Source organism: Actinopolyspora lacussalsi subsp. righensis (assembly GCF_900116555.1).
Taxonomy (GTDB): Bacteria; Actinomycetota; Actinomycetes; order Mycobacteriales; family Pseudonocardiaceae; genus Actinopolyspora; species Actinopolyspora lacussalsi.
Genome location: NZ_FPAT01000001.1, coordinates 607330 through 628441, shown reverse-complemented (window position 1 = coordinate 628441; position 21112 = coordinate 607330). Strand labels below are relative to the sequence as shown.

Sequence of the window (21112 nt, the reverse complement as noted above, 5' to 3'; positions counted from 1 at the left end):
AACGAAAGTGGCGACTTCCCGACGTGTCTGCGGCATAACGTCCGTCTAGGACAGTTCCCAGGTCTGCCGGGGCAGTCCGGTGAGGTAGTCGGTCAGGTGGCGCAGGGCTGTTTCACTCGATTCGACGGTGGGAGCGGGTGGGCCGGAGGGAATCCGGCCCAGGGAGGTGGGGAACGGCTCGGCGTTGTCGTAGGCGGCCATGAGGTTGGCGGCACGCTCGATGACGCTGGGCGCCGCGGAGCTGGAGGAGCGGGAGAGGACGGCGGTGAGCACCGTGGAGGCCACCGCGGGGTCGATCAGCCGGGTGTGGAAGATCGTCTGGTCGATGTCGCGCAGTTCTTCGTCGTCCTGGGCGCGGGCGGCAGCGGCGTCGATGGCGATCTCGATGACGCGTTCCATCGGAAGGGCGGCCGGGCCGGCGGTGAGCCAGTGGTCACCGCGCGCGTCGTGGTCGTGGGCGAGGGCGGCCAGTGCGGCGGCGACGGCGTCCCGGGGAACGAGGTCGACGCGGGTGCCGGGCGTGCAGGGCAGGAAGGGGAGCTGGCCGGACAGCGCGAAGCCGAGCAGGTAGTGGAACGCCTGGAGCCGCGGGACGTCGCCGATCACGGTGGAGATGCGGGCGATGCAGGCGGGCAGGCCGGATTCGCGGACCAGGGTCTCGCCCGTGGCCTTGGTGGCGGCGTACGCGTCGAAGGGAGTGCCGTCGCCCGCGCGGGCGACGAACGCCGTGGAGCCGTGCACGAGGCGGGCGCCCGCGTCCGCGACGAACCGCAGGACGTGGCCGGTGCCGACGACGTTGACCCGGTGCAGGTGCTCGTGCGAGGCCGAGAAGTTCACGGCCGCCGCGCAGTGCACGACCACGTCGACCTTGGCCGCGAGCTCGCGGTACTCGGCCGGGTGGAGGCCGAGCCAGGGACGGGTCGCGTCGCCGCGCACGGACGTGGTATCGACCGGTTTGTGGTGGGTGAGCGCGATGACCTCCTCGGTGTCGTCCAGCTCGCGCAGCAGGGCGGAGCCGACGGCCCCGGAGGCTCCGGTGATCAGAATCATGGGGTCCTCACGGTGGCGGAGTCCTCGTCCCAGCTGACGTCGTCGAGGGTGGTCACCTCGACCGTGCTCGGGTGGACGCCGGCGTTTCGGGCGACGTGGTCCTTGACGGCGATGTGGGGCAGCCACTCCGCGGCGCGGGTGTCCGCGGGCAGGCCGTAGACGGCGTTGACGGTGCCCGGCACCGTGTCGGCCCGCTCCACGTCGCGCCTGCGCAGCACTCCGTCCGAGCCGGTCAGCAGGAGGCGGGAGTTGGGCGTGGCGTCGCGCAGGTAGGCGCGTCGTTCCGGGCCGGAAACCGCGGTCAGGGCTCCGATCGGGATGTGCATGACCACGGTCCGGAAGGCGACCAGCACGTGCTCCCCGCGGCACATCTGGATGTCGATCGCGACGAGGTCGTCCGGCAGCGTGCCGGCGAAACGGGCCTCGACCTCGATCTCGCCGTGGTCGGGCAGGGGCTCGTACACGGTGAGGTGGCTGAGCCGGTGCGGGAACGCCAGTCGGTCGGAGCCGATCGCCGGGTCCCACCGGTGCAGCGCGTCGTGCGGGATGGTGTGCAGCGCTGCGTCCAGCAACCCTTGGTGCATCGCGCCGCGGGGTACCGACCCGCGTTCGGCGTCGAGGACGCCGCTGGCGCCGGTGGAGCCCATCCGCAGCCTCGTCAGGTACTGGAAGCTCGGTCCGTGGAAGAGGTTCGCGTTCTCGTACGGGTCCGGCGCGTCCGCGAGGTCCTTCAGCGGGGTGAAGCGAGCCGGCCGGGGTGGGGGTTCGAAGTCGATCGTCGCGGTGGCCACCGGGACGAATCTGGAGAGTGAGCCGGCCTCGTGCCACACCGCGAGCCGCGTCTGCTCGTCGGTGCAGGTGGCACGAAGCCGGACCGGGTCGGCGACGGGCAGCCAGCGCTGCATGCTCAGGTCGCGCAGCACCCGCACCGGGCGTCCGGCGTGGTCCCCGGCGGACCGGGCGAGGAGCTCGGCGGTCGACATCAGCGGCACGGCGGGGACCGTCCAGGTGGGGCAGTGGTCCGCCAGCCACGTGTCCGCCCTGGGGTCGAGTACGGTGTCGACCGTGGAGGGCGAGTCCGGTGCGCCGGGCACCACGCGTACCCGCAGGCGGGGCACGTGGTAGATCTTGCGACCGTCCACCCACAGCCAGGCCTCGGCCTCCGCGTGCCCGCCGTCGGGGCTCAGTTCGACGTCCAGCACGTCCAGTTCGACGGTGACGAGCGCGTCGGAGGGCAGGACCTGGCCGCGGTACTTCCACGAGTCGGGCACGACGGGCTCGAGGCGGAAGCCGTCGTCGACGCCACGCTGGATCAGGTAGCAGGACAGGAGCTGGCACATCGCCTCGACACCGAGGGAACCGGGTTGGACCGGGTCGTTGAAGAAGTGCGCTTTGAAGTACCAGGCCTCGGCCCGCACGTCGCACTCGGCGCGTAGCCGTCCGAGTCCGGCCGGGCCGCCGTTGGGCCAGTAGCCGGTGAGCCGGTCGAGCATCAGCAGCATCTGACCGGGCAGACGGGCGGAGTGCCCGAAGAAGCGGGCGGGGCGGGATCGCAGGTCGACAACGGGGTGTTCGCAGGGCTGGGTGAGGCGGGAGCGGTCGTGGTCGGTCACCGGCAGACCGGTCTGGGCCGTCAACTGCTCCGCCGAGGTCAGGGCGAAGACCGTGGTGCCCTCCAGGGCGGTGACGCCGTCGGCTTCGCAGTGGACCCGGAACGTTTCGATCGTCGTGCCGTCCCAGTGCTCGATGTCGGTGAGCTCGACCGTGGTGCGCAACGAGCCGACGTCGGGGGGCACCTCGCGGACCGTCGAGAGTCGACCGTCGAGGTTGCGGATCCGCAGCTGCTCGTCGGCCGTGCCGCCGTTCATCAGGGCGGTCAGGAGGCCGCAGGGCTGTAGCGCGATCTCCATCAGCACGGCGACCGGCACCGTCCCGCTCTGCTCGCGGAACCACACGTGCCGGGGCACGTCGTACTCGGCGACCAGGCTGCTGCCGGGGCGGAAGTCTCCGTGGGTGACGGACAGCTCGGTGACCCGGGTGAGGAACAGGTACGGCGGTCCGGGCAGCCGTAACGCGTCGTCGCTGGCGTCGGGGAGGATCTCGGCGCGCGGCCCCCAGGCGGCGGTGAGCATCGTGGCGTGGTCGTAGCGGATTCGGTCCGTGCTCGCTGCGGCCGGATCCTCGTGGCCGCGCAGGCCTGCCAGTGCGCTGAGCGGGACCGGATCGCCGGTGCGCTGGACCGCGGGTGGGCCTAGAAGCTTCCAGTGCGGCAGGGGGGTGTCGGCGACGAGGTGAACGGCGAGCCCTTCGGCGCACAGCACCACCTGCTCGTCGATAGTGACGACCACGTCCGCGTGCGCGGTCGTGCCGGTGAGCGAGCGCAGGGTGAGGTGGTACCGGGGTGTTCCGCTCGGAGCGTTGAGCAGGACCCGCAGGCGGGTGGACGCCTCCGGCAGTGGTTCGAAGCGCCAGCCGTCGCGGTGGATCGTGCTCCCGGTCGCGACGAGGTGGAACGCCATCGCTTGGAGGCCGCCTTCGAGCAGCGCGGCGGGCGAGTGCCACGTGGTCGGCGGGGTGCGGCCGGTCGCGGTGAGCCCGCGGTCGGGATCGAACGCGGTGACCTCGCGCAGCAGGAGGGTGCGTCGTGAGCCGATTCCGGGGCTTCGGACGTGGGCGCGCGTGAGCTCCCACTCGGGGCCGGTGAAGCAGTCGGCCGGGCGGCCCTCGGCGAACGCCGTGACCGCGTCGGTGTCGAACGCGGCACCGGGGTGCTCCGTCGGCAGGGGCACGTCCAAGCCGTCCCAGAGGATGCCGTGCAACGACAGGTGGCCGTCGACCTCGCCCCGCAGCGCCGCTTCGGTGACGGTCAGCGAGCTGAGCAGCTGACCGCCCGGTGTGGGCAGGGCGTGGTGGAAGGTGAGTTCGCCGTCGAGCGCGCCGTCGCGCTGTGGCCACAGCGCCAGCAGTTCGTCCAGTACGGCTCCGGCCGTCATGCGGCCGGCCCGGTCGAGGTACCAGCCGTCGAGCTCGACGGTGGCCCGGGCCGTGCGGGCCGGTTCGGTGGCGGGCTCGACGGCCGTTCCGGTTGCCGTTCCGGTGGTGGGCGGGTGAAAGCTCGCCTGCGTGGCCAGGAAGCGCTCGTGGAGCTCGGTGGCCTGCCGCAACTGTTCGGAGATCAGCGCCGCGGCGCTCCTCGGGGCCGGTGTCGGCTGGTGGGACAGCGGAGGGCGGGGCATGACCTCGAAGTCCTGGTCATCCATTGGTGACCTCCCCGAGTCGCGTCAGCGCGCGGCCGGCGGTGAGCAGCACGCGCGGGTCGTCGGCAGGGGCGCTCAGTTCCCGGGCGAAGACGCGCGCTCCGTCTCGCAGGGGGATCAGATCGACGCCGCCGAGGCGGAACACCTCGGCCAGTTCGGGGGTGACCATGCCGCCTTCCCACGGTCCCCACAGCAGCGAGCGAACCACCGCGTCCGGCCGAGCGTTCTGTTCGGTGGCGAGCACGTGGTTGAGGGTTTCGTTGGCCATCGCGTAGTCGCACTGCCCGGCGTTGCCGGTCCCGGCGACGACCGAGGAGAACACGCACAGCAGTCGCAGCGGGTCCTCGCGGGTGGCGTCCAGCAGTGCTCGCAGCCCGTCGACCTTGGTGCTGAACACGGCCTCGAACTGGCCCGCGGTCTTGTCCTCCACCCGCTGGTCGTTCAGCACCCCGGCCGCGTGGACGATGCCGGTGATCGGTCCCCACTGCTGCCGGACGTCGGCGAGCGCCGTCCGTACGGCGTTTCCGTCCCGGACGTCGACGCGCATGTAGCGGGCCTGGTCCAGCCCGTCCACCTCGCGGTCGGAGCCGCGGCCGAGCAGGACGAAGCGTGCGCGGTGCCGGGATCCGAGCTCTCGCAGGGCCGCCGCCGTGACGGCCCCGGTCCCGCCGGACACGACGATCACCGGGTCGGCTTCCCAGCCACCGGCCCAGTCACCGGCCGCGGCCGGTTCCGGGGCCTCGGTGGTGTCGAGCGTCCACCGGGTGCCGTCCACGGCGAGCGCGACGTCGAGGTCCGGGCCTCCGGTGAGCAGTTCGTCGACGAGGGCGATGGCGGTCTCGGTCGCCGAGCGGTTCGCACGCTGGCAGTCGATGGCCTTGACCGCGGCGAGCGGCCATTCCCAGCGGACGGTGCGGGCGAGTGCGGCCAGACCGCCGATCCAGGGCCGTTGCGCGTCGCGGTGACCGAATCCGCCTCCGGTGTCCTGCACGGTGACGAATACACCGCCCACGGCGCGCAGCCGGGGCGCGATCGCCTGTGCGGCTCGGAAGGCGTCCCGTTGGATGGCCAGGGCCTCGTCCGCGGACGCGGTCTCGGCCAGTCCGCCGAGCAATACCAGGCCGTCGGCCTCCAGTGTGGTGATGTCGGCCGCGGTGCCGACCCGCGCGTGGACGCCGCGCTCGGTGAGCAGTCGTGCGGTCTCCTCGGCGACTCCGGTTCCGTCGTCGGTGAGCAGGACGGTTCCGAGCCCTTGCATGGCGCTGCCCGGTGCGGGTGCGCGCCGCAGCGTCGGCACGTGCCGGTAAATCGTACGGTCTGGGGCGGTGGTGCCGGGTTGGGCGGGTGTGTTCAGCAGCTCGCGTAAGCGGTCGGCGATCTCGCCGAGGGTGCGCAGCGTCAACAGCGGGGTGAGCCGTTCCCGCTCCATTCCCTCCAGCTGCGGGAACATCGGGCGCAGGGCCGAGAGAACCTGGGCGCGGGTGATCGAGTCCAGGCCGAGGTCGGCCTCCAGCTCCATGTGCGGTTCCAGGATCTCCACCGGGTAGCCGGTCTTCTCGGCCACGGCGGCCAGCACCTGGGGTTCCAGTTCCTCGATGCCGCGTGACGGCACGGGTTCCGGGGCCGTGGCGGTCACCGGGGCGACGGAGGCGGCGGGCGGTTCGGAGGTCGCAGGGGGTCCGGGGGACGCGGGTGGCTCGGCCGGTGCGGGTGGTGGGGTGGTGGTCCGGAAGGTCGGCGAGGGAGCGGAGGGCTGTCCGAGGCCGTGGCCCGAGGCCGGGTCCAGCGAGGTGAGCGCGTCGATCGACTTCTCGGCCATGCTCAGGTACGCCGCGTGGGCGCGGGCGACCTCCTGCTGGGCTTCGGCGACCGCGCGCAGCGTCTCTTCGTCCTGGCTGCCGGATCCGGTCCCGGACAGCGCAGGGGCCGGTGTGGTCGGAGCGGATTCCGGGGTCGGCGGGTAGGACCCGCCGTGATTGCCTCCGTTGATCATGATGGGCATCGCCGGTCGTGCGGGCTCGGGCTCCTCCGGGCCGTGCCACAGCCCGGCGAAGTCGAGCGGGACGCCGAGCGCGGTGAGCTGTCCGAGCGCGTCGAGCAGCCCGGTCACCCCGTTGGAGCTCGCGCGGTCCAGGGCGATCGCGTGGCCGTCGGAGAGGTTCTCCTTGACCAGGCTGGTCAACGCGCCTCCCGGGCCCACTTCCAGGAAGATGCGCACCCCGTCGGCGTGCATCGCGTGCACCATGTCCGCGAACCGGACCGGTGAGGCGACGTGGTCGGCGATCGCCTGCCGGATCTCGGTCGGCCGCACCGGGTGCACGGCTGCCGCGGCGTTGCCGTACACGTTCAGCAGCGGTGCGCGCACCGTCTCCGCGGACAGGAAGTCCCGCAGCGGTTCGGTCGCGGGGGCGACGAGGGGGCTGTGGAAGGCAGCCGAGGTGTCGAGCGTCCGTGCGGTCATTCCGGCCGCGGTGGCGTGCTTGCGCACCAGCGCGCCCGCCTCGGCGGTCGCGGCCACCACGACCTGGCGCGGGCCGTTGTGGTTGGCGATCCAGGCTTGCTCGAGGTTCTGCTGTTCGAGGAGGTTGGTCACCTCGTCCACGCCCGCGTCCAGGGCGATCATGACGCCGGAGCCCTCCCGCATCAGCTCGCCCCGCCGGGCGGCGAGCCGCATCAACGTGTCCTCGTCGAACGCGCGTGCCGCGTGCAGCCCCACCAGCTCGCCGAAGCTGTGCCCGGCCACGCAGTCCGGCCGCACCCCCGCGGTCTCCAGCACGTTCAGCAGCGCGAGGCTGTGCGCGGCGATGGCGGGTTGCGCGACGCCGGTGTCGGTGAGCGCGTGCTGCTGCGCCTGCCGCTCGGCGTCGGTGAACACCGGTGGCGGGAAGACCAGCGGGGAGATCTCGTGCCGGTCCCACACCGCGTGGGCCTGGGGGAAGTGCATCGCCAGGTCGGCCCCCATGCCGACGTACTGGGCTCCCTGGCCGGGGAAGAGGAACGCTATCCGACCCGGAGTGCGCCCGACACCGTAGTGCAGACCGGAGGGCGTCGAGAACGGCTTCGTGCCGACCAGTCCCCGGGCCTGCTCCAGCTTCTGCTCGAGGTCCTCCGTGGACGAGGCGACCACCGCCAGCCGGTGCTCCCGCGTGTGCTGGAAGGCGTTCTGGGAGCGCCGCGCGACCGCCGTGAGGCTTCCCGACAGGTCGAGTGAGAACAGCTCCTGCGGCGTCGCGGCGGACAGCACCACCAGTTCTCCCGGCCGTGCTTCGCAGCGCACCGCTGGGCGGGCTCCCGCCGTTTCGTCGGTGTACTCCTCCAGCGTGACGTGGAAGTTCGAGCCGCCGAAGCCGAAGCTGGAGACCGAGGCCCGCCTGGGGTGCTCGGTCGTGTTGATCCACGGCCGTGCCCGCGTGTTGAGGTAGAGAGGGCTGTTCTCCAGGTTCAGCGCGGGGTTCGGACGGTCGACCTTGATCGTCGGCGGTAGCACCTTGTGCCGCAGCGCCAGGGCGACCTTGAGCAGGCCCGCGGCGCCGGCGGCGGCCTTGGTGTGTCCGATCTGGGATTTGACGGACCCGAGCGCGCACCACTGACGGTCCGCCCGCCCGCTCGCCTCGAACACCGAGTGCAGGGCGGCTGTTTCGGTGGCGTCGCCGGGGGCGGTGCCGGTGCCGTGCGCCTCGACCAGACCGACCGTGTCCGGTCCGTAGCCGGCGGTCTCGTACGCCCGGCGCAGCGCCCGCGCCTGCCCGGTGTCCAGCGGTGCGTACACCGAGGTGCCGCTGCCGTCCGAGGAGGAGCCGATGCCGCGGATGACGGCGTGCACCCGGTCGCCGTCGCGTTCGGCGTCGGCGAGTCGTTTCAGGGCGAACAGACCGAGGCCCTCGCCCAGCATGGTGCCGTCCGCGTGCTCGTCGAACGGGCGGCAGTCGCCGGTGGGCGACAGGGCCGGGGTCTTGCTGAAGCACTGGAAGGTCATCGCGTCGTTGAGCGTGTCGACCCCGCCGGTGATCACCATGTCGGAGCGGCCGAGCAGCAGGTCGTCGACCGAGACCGACAGGGCGGCCAGCGAGCTCGCGCAGGCGGAGTCGACGGTGAAGTTGGTGCCGTGCAGGTCGAAGCGGTTCGCGATCCGCCCGGCGACCACGTTGCTCAGCATGCCGGGGAACGTCGCTTCCTGCCATGGTGGCGAGTACTCGAGGATCCGGTCGCAGACGGCGTCGGCGTCCGCTTCGGACAGTCCGCTGTCCAGCAGTGTCCGGCGCCACTGCGGGCGTCCGGACCGCATCGCCATCTCGCCGAGCAGCTGCAGGGAGGCGCAGCCGAGGAACACGCTGACCCGTTCGCCGTCGATCCGGCCGAGCCCGGCGTCGGAGAGCCCGGTCAGCAGGCGTTCCGCGGCGACCAGGGCCAGCAGTTGGGCGGTGTCGGTGGCGGGCAGGTTGCGGGGCGGCACCCCCAGGGCCATCGGGTCGAACTCGACCTCGGGCAGGAAGGCCCCGCGGTGGGCGTAGGTCTTGTCCTGCGCGTCCGGGTCGGGGTCGTAGAAGTCCTCGATCAGCCAGCGGTCGGCTGGCACGTCGGTCATGAGGTCGCGTCCTTCGACGACGTTGCGCCAGAAGGCGTCCACGTCCGGCGCGCCCGGCATGATCGCGCTGACGCCGACGATCGCGATCCGGTGGTCCATGTTCGTTCTGCCGTTTCTCAAACCAGTGGGCGGGGGCGGAAGTCGAAGGCATCGGAGGGGAGGCGGACCCCGAGGGCGCGCAGCTGGTGCACGCGGGTGAGCACGGCGGCTCCCCGGAGCAGGTTGCGGGCGAGCTGCGTGACCGTGCGTCCGCCGGGTTCGGCCAGGAAGCTGCCCGCGGTCCAGGTGTTGAACGCTCCGGCTGCGGGGCCGCACCACAGCTGGTAGTCGCTGCGGCGGCCGGGTGTGCCGTCGACCGCCCAGGTGACCGAATTACCCAGGTACCAGCGGAAGACCAGCGCCATCCTGTGCCTGGGGTCCGCCTGCGCCCGGGTGACCTCGCTCGGGCAGCGCTGCGCCCAGTACTCCCCGGTGCGTTGCCACACCTCGTCCAGGCCGGCCCCGAGGACCTCGCGCTCCAACGAGTCCCTGGTCTCGGCGGGGAGCGATTCCAGCGACGGGTGTTCGAGGTAAAGCTGGTACAGCCGGGCCGCCCGGCCGGCGAACATGGTGCCTCGGCGCAGCACCTGGACCTTGGCGCCGAGTTCGAACATGTCCCCCGCCGGCGCCATCGCCACGTCCGCCACCCCGGCCTGCGCGAGCATGGCCTTCGCCTCGTCGCTGACCGCGGCCTCGCGCGACATCTGGTTCACCGAGCCGGTGAGCACGTAGGCCGCGCCGAGGGCGAACGCCGCGGACACGGCGGCCGGGTCGCCGAGTCCGCCCGCCGCGCCCACCCGCACTCCCGGGCTCTTCCGCCGCGCCAGGGACATGATCGCTGGCAGGATCGACACCAGCGGTCTTCCGTCGGTGTGCCCACCGCTGTCCGCCTCGACGGTGATGTCGTCCGCCACCGGTATCCGGCTGACCAGACGGCCCTCCTCCTCGGTGATCTCGCCGGTGTCCACGAGCCGACGAACCAGCGCGGGAGGGGGCGGCGACATGAACAGCTCGGCCGTCTCCGGGCGTGAGACCTTGGCGAACAGCGCGGTCTTCCGAATGATCCGGCCCGTCGCGTCGGTGCGCAGCCCGGAGGCCGCACAGCGCACCACCGCGGGGGTGATGTCCAGGAACGCCGACAGGGAGATCTTCGGTACTCCGGCGCGTAACAGGCGCGCCGCGACCGCGTCCTCCATGGTCGCGTCGTCGGGGTGGTGGATGAGGTTGACACCCCAGTTCCGTCGCCCGGCGAGACGGGTCCGCAGTCGTTCCAGTTCCCGGTCGAGCCGTTCGAGGCCGAGCCCTGCCGCCCCGAAGAAGGCCAGCATCTCCGCCCGCGCCATGGCCTCGACCAGTTCGACGCCGGTGATGCCGTGCGCCATCTCGCCCGCGACGTAGGGGAACCGCACGTCGTGCGCCTCGGTGAAGCTCTGGTCGCCCAGCCACTCCGGGTACAAGGCCGGCACCGTGCCGACGGCTCCCGGAATCGACCGCTCCGAGAGTCCCAGTGCGCCGTCCCGCTCGTGTGCCACCAAGTGCGCCGGCTTCGTCACCCGCTGGGCGAGTTCGACGAGGCCGGCACCGTCGAACACTCCTGTCACGGCGTCAGATGCGTCCGAGCGCCAGGTTGCCCGGTGCCTGCGGGTCGATGCTGATGATGAAGTCGGTGACCGCCATCAGGCTCTCGGGGTAGCCGAGGTAGCCGTTCTCGTCGGAGTCCATCACCGACCACGCGTGCTCGGCGTGCTCCCGCTCCACGCGCAGCACCTCCGTGACGAGCCGGAGTCCGTCGTCCCGGGTGACCCGTCCGTCGTTGTCCTCGTCGGCCATCGCGAAAGCCAGGTTCGTGACCACGCCGATGTACTGCAGCGTCTTGTCCGGCGTCTCCGCCACGCTGTTCGCCATCACCGTGACGAACTGCTCCCTGTCCAGCCGTTCCGGGTCCGGTACCCACGCGGGTTTGACCACCAGCGCGTGCCAGATCCGGTTCACCGTGGCTTCCAGCTGTTGCGCCCGCGGCGAGTCCTCGGTGTGGCCGGTCAGCCGTGCGAGGCGGTGCGCGAACTGCATCGTGTCGATGGGCGTCACCGCGCCGTCGCCGTCGTCGTCCAGCACGTCGAACATCCACAGCTGCTTGCGCCGCAGGTACGAGTCCTGGTTCGCGGCCAGTCGCTCCGCCGCGGCGATGGTGGTCGCCGCGTCCGGTTTGGACTCGGCGGCTGCCTCGCCCGCCGTGGCCACTCCGGACACGGACTCGGCCGCCACCTCCGCGGTATCGCGCAGTGTCGACCCGCGCGTCACCTCTGTCGTTTCGTCGTCCTTCGGTGCTTCAGCCACCCCGAGCCCTTCGAATTCACGACGTGATCGCTGTCGGAAACGTCGTTCGTGATCTTGCGCCCGGGACGCTAGCAGTTCTGGGCGCTATTGATCTTGAAAATTCTCGATCCGGCCATGTGAAAATGAAAACTCTTGCGAGAGTTTGATGTGTTTGGTAAATCGAGGCGTTCATGGGATACGCGTGCACCGTCGTCGCGTCGAAATCGTCGAGCCTCGTGCTTTCGGCCTCTGTCGCACGTGGACGATTGGTGGGCTGGTGTGATCGCGGTCTGGTGGGTTCCCGGGTGGTGTGGCGGCGGGGCGGAGTGATTCCGAGGGGTGCGCTTTCAGCACGGAGCACGGCGAGGTGAACCCGGCAGGCTGCGCGCCGACGAGGGCTACGGCCACGACGAGTTGCGCAGTGCGCTGTTGACCAGGCAACGGTTGGGATGCCCCGCGTGGCAGGCATCCGCGATCCGGCTGACCGGCAGGCTCGAGGATGTCCATCCTCGACCCGGTTTACGAGGGAAAATCGATGACGGGGCTGATCGACCTCGTCACCTCCGGTGGTGCGGAACAGTCTTCGCGTACCTGCCGCGGGCTGCTCAGCGGCCGCCGTGGCCGATGCCGGAGGGCTGCTGCTCGAGGTGCCCTCCAACGCTGGCAAGGCGCCGACTCACGTGACGGCTACCCGGCCAACTACGCGAAGTGCTGTTATGGATTGTATGGACGGTCCACTTGAGACCGATTCTTGACGGGGAGCCGGAATGGTGAGCCGTGCCGCTGGCGCCCCACCGGCGGCGTGATGTTGGAGGAGCACAGCACCTCGTGCCGCGCTGACCAGTCGCGGAGATCGCGTGTCGCGTGGTGCGAGTTCTCGGGTCAATCCCCATGAAGGTGGTACTTCGGCTGGAGCGCCCGTGCGAGCCTGTTGATCATCCGTGCACGCCGGATGGCAGGCAGTGACCGACCGGATCGGGTATTGGAGAAGTATGAGCGTTGCAGTCCAGATGGACGGCCTGTTCACCACTGCGAGCCACGATCGCCTTCGTGACGAGGTGCGTCACTTCGCCGAGACCGAAGTGCGTCCGCAAATTCCTGACATGGAGCAGTCCCGGTCGGTCCAGTACAAGCTCTCCCGTCTGATCGCCGAACAGGGCTGGCTCGGGGTGACGATCGGGCCCGAGCACGGTGGTATGGGCCTGGGGCATCTGGCGAAGTCCATTATCATCGAAGAGCTCTCGCGGGTCAGCGGAGCGATGGGCGCGATGGTGCAGGCTTCCCAGCTGGGGGTGGCGAAGATCCTGCACTTCGGGAGCGCGGAGCAGCAGCAGCGGTGGCTTCCGGAGGTCAGTGCGGGACGCTGCTTGCCGACCATCGCCGTCACCGAGCCCGACTCCGGCGGCCACGTACTCGGCATGACGGCGGCCGCACGCCGCGAGGGTGACGAGTACGTGATCAACGGGCACAAGGTCTTCGTGGGCAACAGCCACGTGGGCGACTTACACGGTGTGGTCGCTCGTACCGGGGAGGGCTCCCGGGGGTTGTCGGCGTTTCTGGTGGAGCCGGACCGGCCCGGATTCTCCCTCGGGGAGCACCAGGCATCGATGGGCCTGCACGGGTTCAGCTACGGCGAACTCGTCTTCGACGAGTGCCGCATCCCGGCCGAGAACCGGCTCGGCGAGGAAGGACAGGGCCTGGCGGTGGCCTACAGCTCCAGCATCCTCTACGGGCGGCCCAACCTGACCGCTGTCGCGCTGGGGATCCACCGCGCCCTGGTGGAGGAGACCGTCGCCTTCGCGGAGCGGCACTACCGCTACGGCCAACCGTTGTCCCAGCTGCCGACGGTGCAGCAGAAACTGGGGCAGATGCAGTCCCAGCTGATGACGGCCCGGCTGGCCGCCTATCACGCCGCGCACTCGCTGGACAACGCCATGCCGTGTGATGCGGAGCTGATCAACGCCAAACTCGTCAACGTGGAGTACGCGCTCGACTCGGCCCGGACCGCGATGGAGGTGCACGCCGGGTACGGGCTCGGCACCGACAGCCCGGTGGAGCGTTACCTCCGCGACGCGCACCACATCTTCGCCCCCGCCGGCACCTCCGACATCCAACGGTTGCGGCTGGCCGAAACGGCCCTGGGGAACTCGCGTACCCCGTGGTCTGAGCGACTGGCACCCCAGCTCGGTGTCTTTCCACGTTCGAGCTGACGCCGCCGCGGTCGGGTCCCGTGTCCGCCAGTGTGTACCTGCGGCGGCGGACACGGGCACGCAACGGGGCGACGTATCGACCGGCGCGTCCCGGAGCGGGACCCGCCACGCCCGCATGAGCGCTACGTTGTGTGCTCCTCGGTCGTCACGGGCGCTCGCGGCCGTGCATCAGCTCCATCACCTCGGCCGCGAAGCCTTTGATCGTCTCCAGTTCGCGGCGGCCCCATGAGTGGGTCTCCGGTGCGACGGTGCAGACCGTGCCCAGTGTGAGGCCGGTGTGGTCGATGAGCGGGGCCCCCATGTAGGACCGGATCCCGATCTGATCCACCACGGGATTGCTGGTGAACCGCGGGTAGGAGCAGACGTCGCCGAGGACGAGTGGCAGTCCGCGGGACACCACGTGCGGGCAGAATCCGTGGTCTTTCGGCATCTCCCGTCCCGGTGACACGGCCGTTTGTGCCGCTTCCATCGCGGCACTGGTCTGGGACTCGGCTCGCGTGTACAGCCCGGTGAAGTACTGCCGCTGGCCGCTGATGATGTTCACCATCGCGTAGGGGGCGCCCGCGGCGTCGGCGAGCCTGCGCGCGAGGGCATCGAACTGCGAGTCGGGTTCTTCCCGGATGCCGAGTTCTCGCAACCGTTCCATCCGGTGCTGAACGTGCGGATCCGGTGGCGTGCCTACGAGGCGCATATTGCTGGCGGACATCATGTTCTCCCTGGGGTCAGCCGATGGGGTGCGGTGAGGACGTCGTCGATACGTGTTCGAGCAGCGTGATGAGTGTTCGTGTCGCGGCGTGGGAGTCGCGGGCATCGCACATCACCAGCGGAACGCTCAGGGGCAGTGCGAGAGCGTTCCGCACCTCGTCGGGGGTGTAGTACATCGCGTTGTCGAATTCGTTGACGGCGACCAGAAAGTAGATCCCCCGTTGCTCGAAGAATTCGATCGCTCCGAAACAGTCCTGAAGTCGACGCGTGTCGGCGAGCACTATCGCACCGACGGTGCCGCGGGACAGCTCGTCCCACATGAACCAGAAGCGATCCTGGCCCGGAGTGCCGAACAGATACAACGCGATGTTGTCGTCGGGGAAGGTGATGCGGCCGAAATCCATGGCCACCGTGGTGGTGGACTTGCGTTCCACACCGGCCAGACTGTCCGTGTCGACACTGGCCGTGGTGAGGTGCTCCTCGGTGTTCAACGGCTCGATCTCACTGGACGCGCCGACGAAGGTTGTCTTCCCGGCACCGAATCCGCCCGCGACGAGAATTTTGAGCTGCCAGGGGAATGCGTCAGAGTCGGTTTCTAAGCCCATGGAGTACCTTCTCGATCAGGTCCGGGGTGACGTCAGCGGTCGCGGTTGGATCGTGAGTGGCTACCGCACCGGTGCCGATGAGATCGGAAAGCAGAATTTTGACGACCACCGCGGGTTGCCGCAAGTGTCCTGCCACCTCGGCGACCGTGGTCGGGGAGCGGCACAGCAGCAACGTCTGGGAGTGCTCGGGTCCCAGCACGTCGTGGGAGACCTGCCCCGTGCTGCACACCATGGACAGCAGGTCCAGTGGCGCACTGGGGTGGGTGCGCCCGTTGGTGACCAGGTAGGGCCGTATCCCCTGCTCGCGAGGCGGGTGACTGTCGAATGCGCTCATACCGACCGACTCTCCTCCGCCGAGGAGCTTCGTGACGGGGTGGCCAGACTGCTGGGCACCTTCTTGCCGAGCTGCTGCATCTCGTAGCTGAGGACCCCGGCGTTGACCGTGCTGTCGGCCAGAACAGCGAGGATGCTGCCGGCACTGGCGGCTGTGATCGCCAGGATACTGCCGTCACCGAGTTCGGCATTGGCTTGGCGCATCCCGTGTCCACCCCCGAAGCATTTGCCCACTTCCTGGACCAGCGAGCACAGGGGGCTGGCAAGGGAAGCCAGCCGGTCCGCGTCATCGCGCTCCAGACCGTAGTAGAACCGCGGAATCGCATCGGTGGACAGTAAGAGGGCGCTTCGGGTGTGGGGAATCTGGTTGACCAGGTTCGCGAGTAGCCAGGTCAGATCCTGTGGCTGGGTCACGGTCGACTCCTTGGGGCGTTTCAGGTGGACGTCGAAGGGCCTCGCCGATCTTCTGACGAAGCTGACTGATCGGACTCGGACTGGCTGAAGGCGCTCAACAACCCCGTGTTGTGGCCGGGGATCGGGGTGACGCTCTCCTGTCGTGTCCGCAACTCTTCCGGAAGGTTGTCCGTGCCGGGCCTGCGTTGCGGAAGCTGCGACGCGTCACCTCGACGGCGCTCTCCGCCCGCGGGTGAGCTCGTCGTCTCCGCCGATGGGGGAGCGGTCCGCGCCGGCTGTGACGTCGGTGCCGGTTCAGAAGTGGGCGGTGCCGGTGCGCGTCTCTCGGGCGAAGGTACGGCAGCGGGCTCTGCTACGTCGCCGGTCCATTGCATCCGGCTGGGAGAGTGAGCACGGGAAACCGGCGGTGGTGGCTCGCCGGACGGCGGTGGCGTGGGCGTTGGGTCTTGGGCGATGTGACCGGGCTGCGCGGGTTCCGGTGGCGAGGTGGTGAGCAAGCTGTCCGGCAGCAGGACGACCGCCTCCATACCTCCGTAGATGCTGGTCTGCAGCCGGACCCTGATGTTGTAGCGCTGCGCGAGGACTCGGACCACCGACAGCCCGATGCGTCCGTCCGCGAGAAGCTCGTCGAGGTCGACTCGATCGGCGTCCTCGAGCAGGCGGTTGTACCGGTGGATCTCCTCGCTCGTCATACCAAGACCACGGTCTTGGATTTCGATGGCGACGCCGGCCGTGACGGTTTCGGTCCGCACTACTACGGGAGTTTTGTCGCTGGAGAATTGGGTGGCGTTTTCCAGCAGTTCCGCCAACAGGTGAATCACCTCAGCGGTGACAGGACCTTTCAGCGTTCCCTCCACCGCGGTCATCTTCACTCGGGAGTAGTGCTCGATCTCGGCCACAGCGGAACGCAACACTGTCTGGAGGCTCACGTCATCCTGTGTCTGCCGCTGCGGTGCCTTGCCGCCGAGAATGGCCAGACTCTCCGCCTGTCGGCGAGACAGGTTGACGAGGTGATCCACGCGGAACAGGCGCGAGAGAAGATCGGGGTCTTCCACCTGGTGTTCGGCCTCGTCGATCTCGGTGATCGCTCGGTCGGCCATGGCCTCCAGGCCCCGCGCCAATTTCGCGAACGCGGCCTGGAGCGCGTCGTTGCCGTATGACGGGGAAGAGAGCCCATCGGATACAGCGGCCGTGTCAGCAGAGGTGGCGGCAGTGTCAACTCTGACCGCCTCGTGTTTTCGCAGGAGTTGTTCGACACCGTTCCTGATTCGCTTGACGGCGATGAAACCGACCAGCAGGGCCGCCGCGATCGCCAACGCACAAAGGGCGAGTGCGGCTCCCAGGAACGAACGATCGACGGTCACGAGCATAGCCGTGACAGCACCCAGCACGAGGAGCAACGGAACCACCGGCAGCAGGGCAAGCCACAGCATGCGGTTCCGTAGATCCGTGGCGGCTTGATCCGAACAGTCCTCAGGATCATCGTCCTCAAGACAGCGAGCAGTAGGTAACAGTGCAGACATCAAGGTCCTCAACGCGGCGATGTACAACGGACGGGATGTACAACGGACGAGTGGTACGGCGTCATATTTGAATCGACGAACGTGGCATCTCCAGCTCACCCTGTTCCACGTATCCGCACACGGTGCCACCGACCATGTCCGCCACTCCTCGCAGCTCCATTGGATGGATTATCCTGTGTGATCTTGCGAAAGCAGATCGTACCTCAGCCAGGTGTACGTACTCGGATCCTCCGCGAGGAGCAACCACGAACTTGTGACCAGGCAGGACAGGGTGCACATCCCGGCCATGTGGATTCACTCTGTGTGGCTAACTGAGGCAGTGTCTCATTTGGTGAGTTCTTTGTAGCGGGTGAGGGCTGCGGCGAGGGCAGTGGAAGTCGGGCGATGTCGTTGCTGTTGCCTCCGGTGAGGCTCCCCCTGCCACGGGAGTGCCCGCGCCATTGGTGATCAGGCGGTGCTCGAGTCCGTTTTTCCCCTGTCCACCGGGCTTGGATCTGTCCGGAGCCCCACTTTTTGGTCTGGAGTCGGGAGGAATCCGCGGCCGTCCGCTACCAGTCGATGGACCCGGCCGCGGTTGGTTCGATCCGTTCCCACACCTTCTTCAAACCCCGATCTGTGTTCCTTCGGGGCCTCGGGAACACCGTGCCCCCGCGGATCGTTGACCTAACGAGGCGTAATCGCGGCTGGTCATGGAAAAAGAGAGGCAGGCGGGTTTACCCGAGCCGCAATCAGGGTAGAGCGATGACACGCCTGAGGGCCTTCAGTGGTCCGTGTACCGATTCGGCGAAGGAGAGGCCGACATGAGCATGATGGACAAGCTGAAGGGGCTCGCCGGCAAGAGCCCGGACAAGGTCAAGCGGGGTATCGACAAGGCGTCGACCTTCGCGGACGAGAAGACCGGCGGCAAGTACCACGACAAGATCAGTAAGGGTTCCGAGCAGGTCCGGAATTTCGTCGACAAGCAGGGGACGCGGTCCCAGGGCGACCAGGAGGGTCGGCAAAGCCCCGGGCAACAGGGACCCGAGCAGCGTGGCGACCAGTCCCAGGGTGGCCAGTCCCGCCAGTAACGGGTTTCGCGGAAGAGCTGGGCGGGGATGAGCGTCACCTCTGGTCGGGCGACTGGCTCGACCGGCTTCAGACGCCGGTCACGTGCTCGTCTCCGATGCGGCTACCAGCAGCGATAGTCGCAAACGTTCGATTCCCCCGTGCTCTTCCTCCGACCCCGACCTTGCCGACGCCCTGGACCATCGCTCCTTCTCATCAGTGACACAGGGCTGCGATAATGCCCATGACGAGCAGGACGGATTCTGTCCAGGGCTCGGTGCCCCTTGTCCAGCAATCAGGCGCGGTTCCGCGCTGTGAGGGGTCCAGCCGTCCCGAATCCTCGATCGGATTTCCACACGGCGAACAACACCCTGCCGACGATCCTCGATGCGTTGTTCGTCGGCGGTGGAACCTTCGCGCTATTGGTGTGTCAGGTGGAGTCGATCGTGAAGTCGCGTTTCGGTTGTGCTCGTTGTTCGGCTGTGCTCGTTGGTTGTGCCAGCGGATGTGGGAGCCGATGGTGGCGTTCTGTTCGACGTGGCCGCGGTGGTCGGTGTCGTTCAGGGCAAAGTAGCGCAGAGCGGCGAACTCGCTTTCGATCCAGTTCAGTCAGGAGCCATTGGTCTGGGTGAACACGAGCCCGATGTTGTTGGCCCGGCACGCTCGGCCAGCTCTCGTACAACGCTCCGCGGCCGATCGAATCACCCACCGTCACCATCGAACATGAGCTAGAGCTGTTTTCCCGACAGTCCCGCTCCTGGATCGACGCCTCCTTTCAGGAAAACGACGAAGGAAAAGCTCGGTGATCACCCGTAACCCCGGCGTCCACCACTCAGCCGCGGCGGGGTGGACGTGTCTGGGTCTGTAGTTCTAACGGTGTTTTCTGCCCGACACGCCGGGCTCGGGGGAGCCGTGGGGCGGGGGAAGGGTTCACTCCGGGGGAGTGGGCGGTGCGGTCGTGTCCGGGGTTTCGAGGTGCTCGCGGTACTTCTTGCCCCAGTCGTCGAGACGATGGATGAGGTCCCGCAGGCTGGTGCCGAGCTCGGTCAGGGAGTACTCGGTACGCGGCGGGACCTCGGCGTGGACGGTGCGTCGTCGAGGCCGTGTTCTTCGAGCTCACGGAGCTGGCGAGTGAGCATCCGCTGGGTGATGTCGGGCATCGCGCGCTTGAGTTGGCCGAACCGCTGGGTGCCGGCCAGGAGATGTTTGAGGATGAGAAGTTTCCACTTCCCGCCGATGACGACCAGCGCGACTTCGACGTCGCAGTAGCCGGCCATCTCTTCGACCCGTTCCCGGAGCTGCACGGCGCTCACCTCGCACGGTATACAGCGTGACCCTACGGCACATTCGAGTCAGTACTTGTTACTGCGATTCCGCCGTTGGATCGTACTTGCGTGTCCACGGAACTACGCGAAGCTACGACGCCTCGGATCGCGACCACGACGGCTCGCCGAGCCCTACCCACAGTGGAACGGTTTCAAGCCGTCCGGCGCTGACCTTGCCGATCCAGTCCCGACCAGCTCGCAGCTGAAGGGGTTCGATGTCTACCGCCGATGTTGGCACCGCGGTCGGCCGCGGTGCGTGGTTTCGGGTCGCGGTGCTGACCTTCGCCACGTTCGCCGTGGGAACGTTGGAGTTCGTGCTCGCCGGTGTGTTGCCCGAGTTCAGCCGGTCGTTGGGGGTGTCGGTCGGTGTGGCCGGGCAGACCGTCACGGTGTTCGCGGTGACCTGCGCGGTGCTCGCCCCGCTGTTGGCCGCCACAACCGCGACGTGGCACCGCCGTGCGGCGCTGCTGCTGGCGATCGGCCTGTACCTCGCCGGAGTCCTGCTCACCGCGCTCGCGCCGAGCTTCGCGGTCGTGCTGCTGGGGATGGCCGTCGCGGCCGCAGGTGCCGGACTGTTCATCCCGACCGCCAGCGTGACCGCCTCCGCGCTGGTGCCCCCGTCGTCGCGGGGACGTGCCATCGCCGCGGTCACCATCGGGCTCACCTCGGCGACCGCGCTCGGCGCACCGATCGGCACCGTGGTGGGGACCCTGTTCGGCTGGCGCGCCACCCTATGGTTCGTCGCGGCCCTGACCGTGCTCGCCCTCGGCTGTATCGCGGCCTGGATTCCCGTACTGGAGGGAATGTCGCCCACCACCGTGCGGCAACGACTGGCCCCGCTGACCGACCGCCGGATCCTCACCGTGCTGGGAACGACACTGGCCGCGTTCACCGCCGTCTACATCGTCTACACCTACATCAGCGTCGTCTTCGAACCCGCCACCGGCGGCAGCGGAACCCGGTTGGCCGTGTTGATGTTCGGCTGGGGAACGGTGGGCACCCTCGGCAATTTCGCGGCCGGGGTCCGGGCCGACCGAATCGGCGCCCGGCGGGTCGTGTCCACAGCGGTGACGGTGCTGGCGGTCAGCTTCCTGGTCCTGCCCTGGACCACCGGTACCTACACCTCGGCTCTCGTCATGATCGTCGTCTACGGACTCGCCGCGTGGGCGGTCACCGCACCGCAGCAACACCGACTCATCACTCTTGCCCCCTCCTCGGCCGCGCTCGTGGTCTCGCTCAACGCGGCCTTCCTGTATCTCGCCATCGCACTGTCCGGAGTGATCGGCGCGGTGGGTATCGGACTTGTCGGCGCTACCCACCTGAGCTATCTCGCCGCCGGCATCGCCATCCTCGCCCTGTCACTGTCCGAGTGGGCGCACCGGCAGGAGAACCGAGCACCCGCGACCTCGTTATCAGCCCAGGACAGCACCGACGCCGCGTCACCGCGACGGAGTTCGTCGTGAGCCGGCGCGAGCCGGAGAGGCTGCGTTCGGCGGCACAGTGCGAATTCGATGCCCCGTAAGGACTGTCCGTCCAGGGTGGATACACGGGTCACGAGTTCAGGCAAAGGGGCGCACGTTGATCGTACGGCCGTCGCCGCTGTCGATGCGCGTTGTTGTCAGGACACTCAGTAATGAAACGTCATAACAGTCGAATCAGCCTCGTTCGAGGTCGAGAGTACTAAAGAAACCTCTTTTAACAGGTAT

General features: G+C 68.7%; 13 protein-coding genes and 2 pseudogenes. 4 read left to right on the top strand and 11 right to left on the bottom strand.

The features are described from left to right. Positions 1-45: 45 nt before the first annotated feature. Genes BM394_RS02630 through BM394_RS02610 form a run of 5 tightly spaced genes read right to left on the bottom strand, consistent with a single transcriptional unit; the run spans position 46 to position 11268 of the window. Positions 46-1050, bottom strand: coding sequence for an SDR family oxidoreductase (locus tag BM394_RS02630; RefSeq protein WP_092973309.1), 1005 nt, complete (start codon positions 1048-1050; stop codon positions 46-48). Next, a complete protein-coding gene (locus tag BM394_RS02625) occupies positions 1047-4310 on the bottom strand; it encodes a polyketide synthase dehydratase domain-containing protein (protein ID WP_092973307.1) in 3264 nt (1087 codons plus the stop codon). The genes BM394_RS02630 and BM394_RS02625 overlap by 4 nt, the downstream gene beginning before the upstream one ends. Beyond that, positions 4303-8991 (bottom strand): type I polyketide synthase, encoded by a 4689-nt coding sequence (locus BM394_RS02620; RefSeq protein ID WP_092973305.1) that lies wholly within the window; start codon positions 8989-8991, stop codon positions 4303-4305. The genes BM394_RS02625 and BM394_RS02620 overlap by 8 nt, the downstream gene beginning before the upstream one ends. Positions 8992-9008: 17 nt before the next feature. After that, positions 9009-10523: a PfaD family polyunsaturated fatty acid/polyketide biosynthesis protein gene (locus BM394_RS02615; RefSeq protein ID WP_092973303.1), complete on the bottom strand. Its 1515-nt coding sequence runs from the start codon at positions 10521-10523 to the stop codon at positions 9009-9011. A 13-nt stretch (positions 10524-10536) separates the two neighbouring features. Further along, positions 10537-11268, bottom strand: coding sequence for an EF-hand domain-containing protein (locus BM394_RS02610; RefSeq protein WP_139235118.1), 732 nt, complete (start codon positions 11266-11268; stop codon positions 10537-10539). A 450-nt stretch (positions 11269-11718) separates the two neighbouring features. Here BM394_RS02610 and BM394_RS23870 point away from each other — a divergent pair. Both BM394_RS23870 and BM394_RS02605 read left to right on the top strand, forming a co-directional pair. Beyond that, a pseudogene (locus BM394_RS23870) lies at positions 11719-11863 on the top strand (1-aminocyclopropane-1-carboxylate deaminase); the annotation flags it as partial. Positions 11864-12257: 394 nt separating this feature from the next. After that, positions 12258-13457 (top strand): acyl-CoA dehydrogenase family protein, encoded by a 1200-nt coding sequence (locus BM394_RS02605; protein ID WP_092973299.1) that lies wholly within the window; start codon positions 12258-12260, stop codon positions 13455-13457. Between the two features lie 145 nt (positions 13458-13602). Here BM394_RS02605 and BM394_RS02600 read toward each other — a convergent pair whose 3' ends face one another. Genes BM394_RS02600 through BM394_RS02580 form a run of 5 tightly spaced genes read right to left on the bottom strand, consistent with a single transcriptional unit; the run spans position 13603 to position 17064 of the window. Continuing rightward, complete coding sequence (locus BM394_RS02600) at positions 13603-14163, bottom strand: GAF domain-containing protein (RefSeq protein ID WP_092973297.1); 561 nt, start codon at positions 14161-14163, stop codon at positions 13603-13605. 16 nt (positions 14164-14179) lie between these two features. Continuing rightward, a complete protein-coding gene (locus tag BM394_RS02595; RefSeq protein ID WP_092973295.1) occupies positions 14180-14767 on the bottom strand; it encodes a GTP-binding protein in 588 nt (195 codons plus the stop codon). Beyond that, positions 14745-15101, bottom strand: coding sequence for a DUF742 domain-containing protein (locus BM394_RS02590; RefSeq protein ID WP_092973293.1), 357 nt, complete (start codon positions 15099-15101; stop codon positions 14745-14747). The genes BM394_RS02595 and BM394_RS02590 overlap by 23 nt, the downstream gene beginning before the upstream one ends. Continuing rightward, a complete protein-coding gene (locus tag BM394_RS02585; protein ID WP_092973291.1) occupies positions 15098-15514 on the bottom strand; it encodes a roadblock/LC7 domain-containing protein in 417 nt (138 codons plus the stop codon). The genes BM394_RS02590 and BM394_RS02585 overlap by 4 nt, the downstream gene beginning before the upstream one ends. Before the next feature lie 20 nt (positions 15515-15534). Then, complete coding sequence (locus tag BM394_RS02580; RefSeq protein ID WP_092973289.1) at positions 15535-17064, bottom strand: sensor histidine kinase; 1530 nt, start codon at positions 17062-17064, stop codon at positions 15535-15537. A gap of 773 nt (positions 17065-17837) precedes the next feature. Between BM394_RS02580 and BM394_RS02575 the strand changes: the two genes are divergently transcribed. Continuing rightward, positions 17838-18104 (top strand): antitoxin, encoded by a 267-nt coding sequence (locus BM394_RS02575; RefSeq protein ID WP_092973287.1) that lies wholly within the window; start codon positions 17838-17840, stop codon positions 18102-18104. Positions 18105-19011: 907 nt separating this feature from the next. Here BM394_RS02575 and BM394_RS02565 read toward each other — a convergent pair. Next, a pseudogene (locus BM394_RS02565) lies at positions 19012-19358 on the bottom strand (winged helix-turn-helix transcriptional regulator). A gap of 263 nt (positions 19359-19621) precedes the next feature. On the opposite strand from BM394_RS02565, the gene BM394_RS02560 reads away from it, so the two are divergent. Then, entirely contained in the window at positions 19622-20869 is a 1248-nt protein-coding gene (locus BM394_RS02560; protein ID WP_092973285.1) for an MFS transporter, read from the top strand. Positions 20870-21112: the final 243 nt, after the last annotated feature.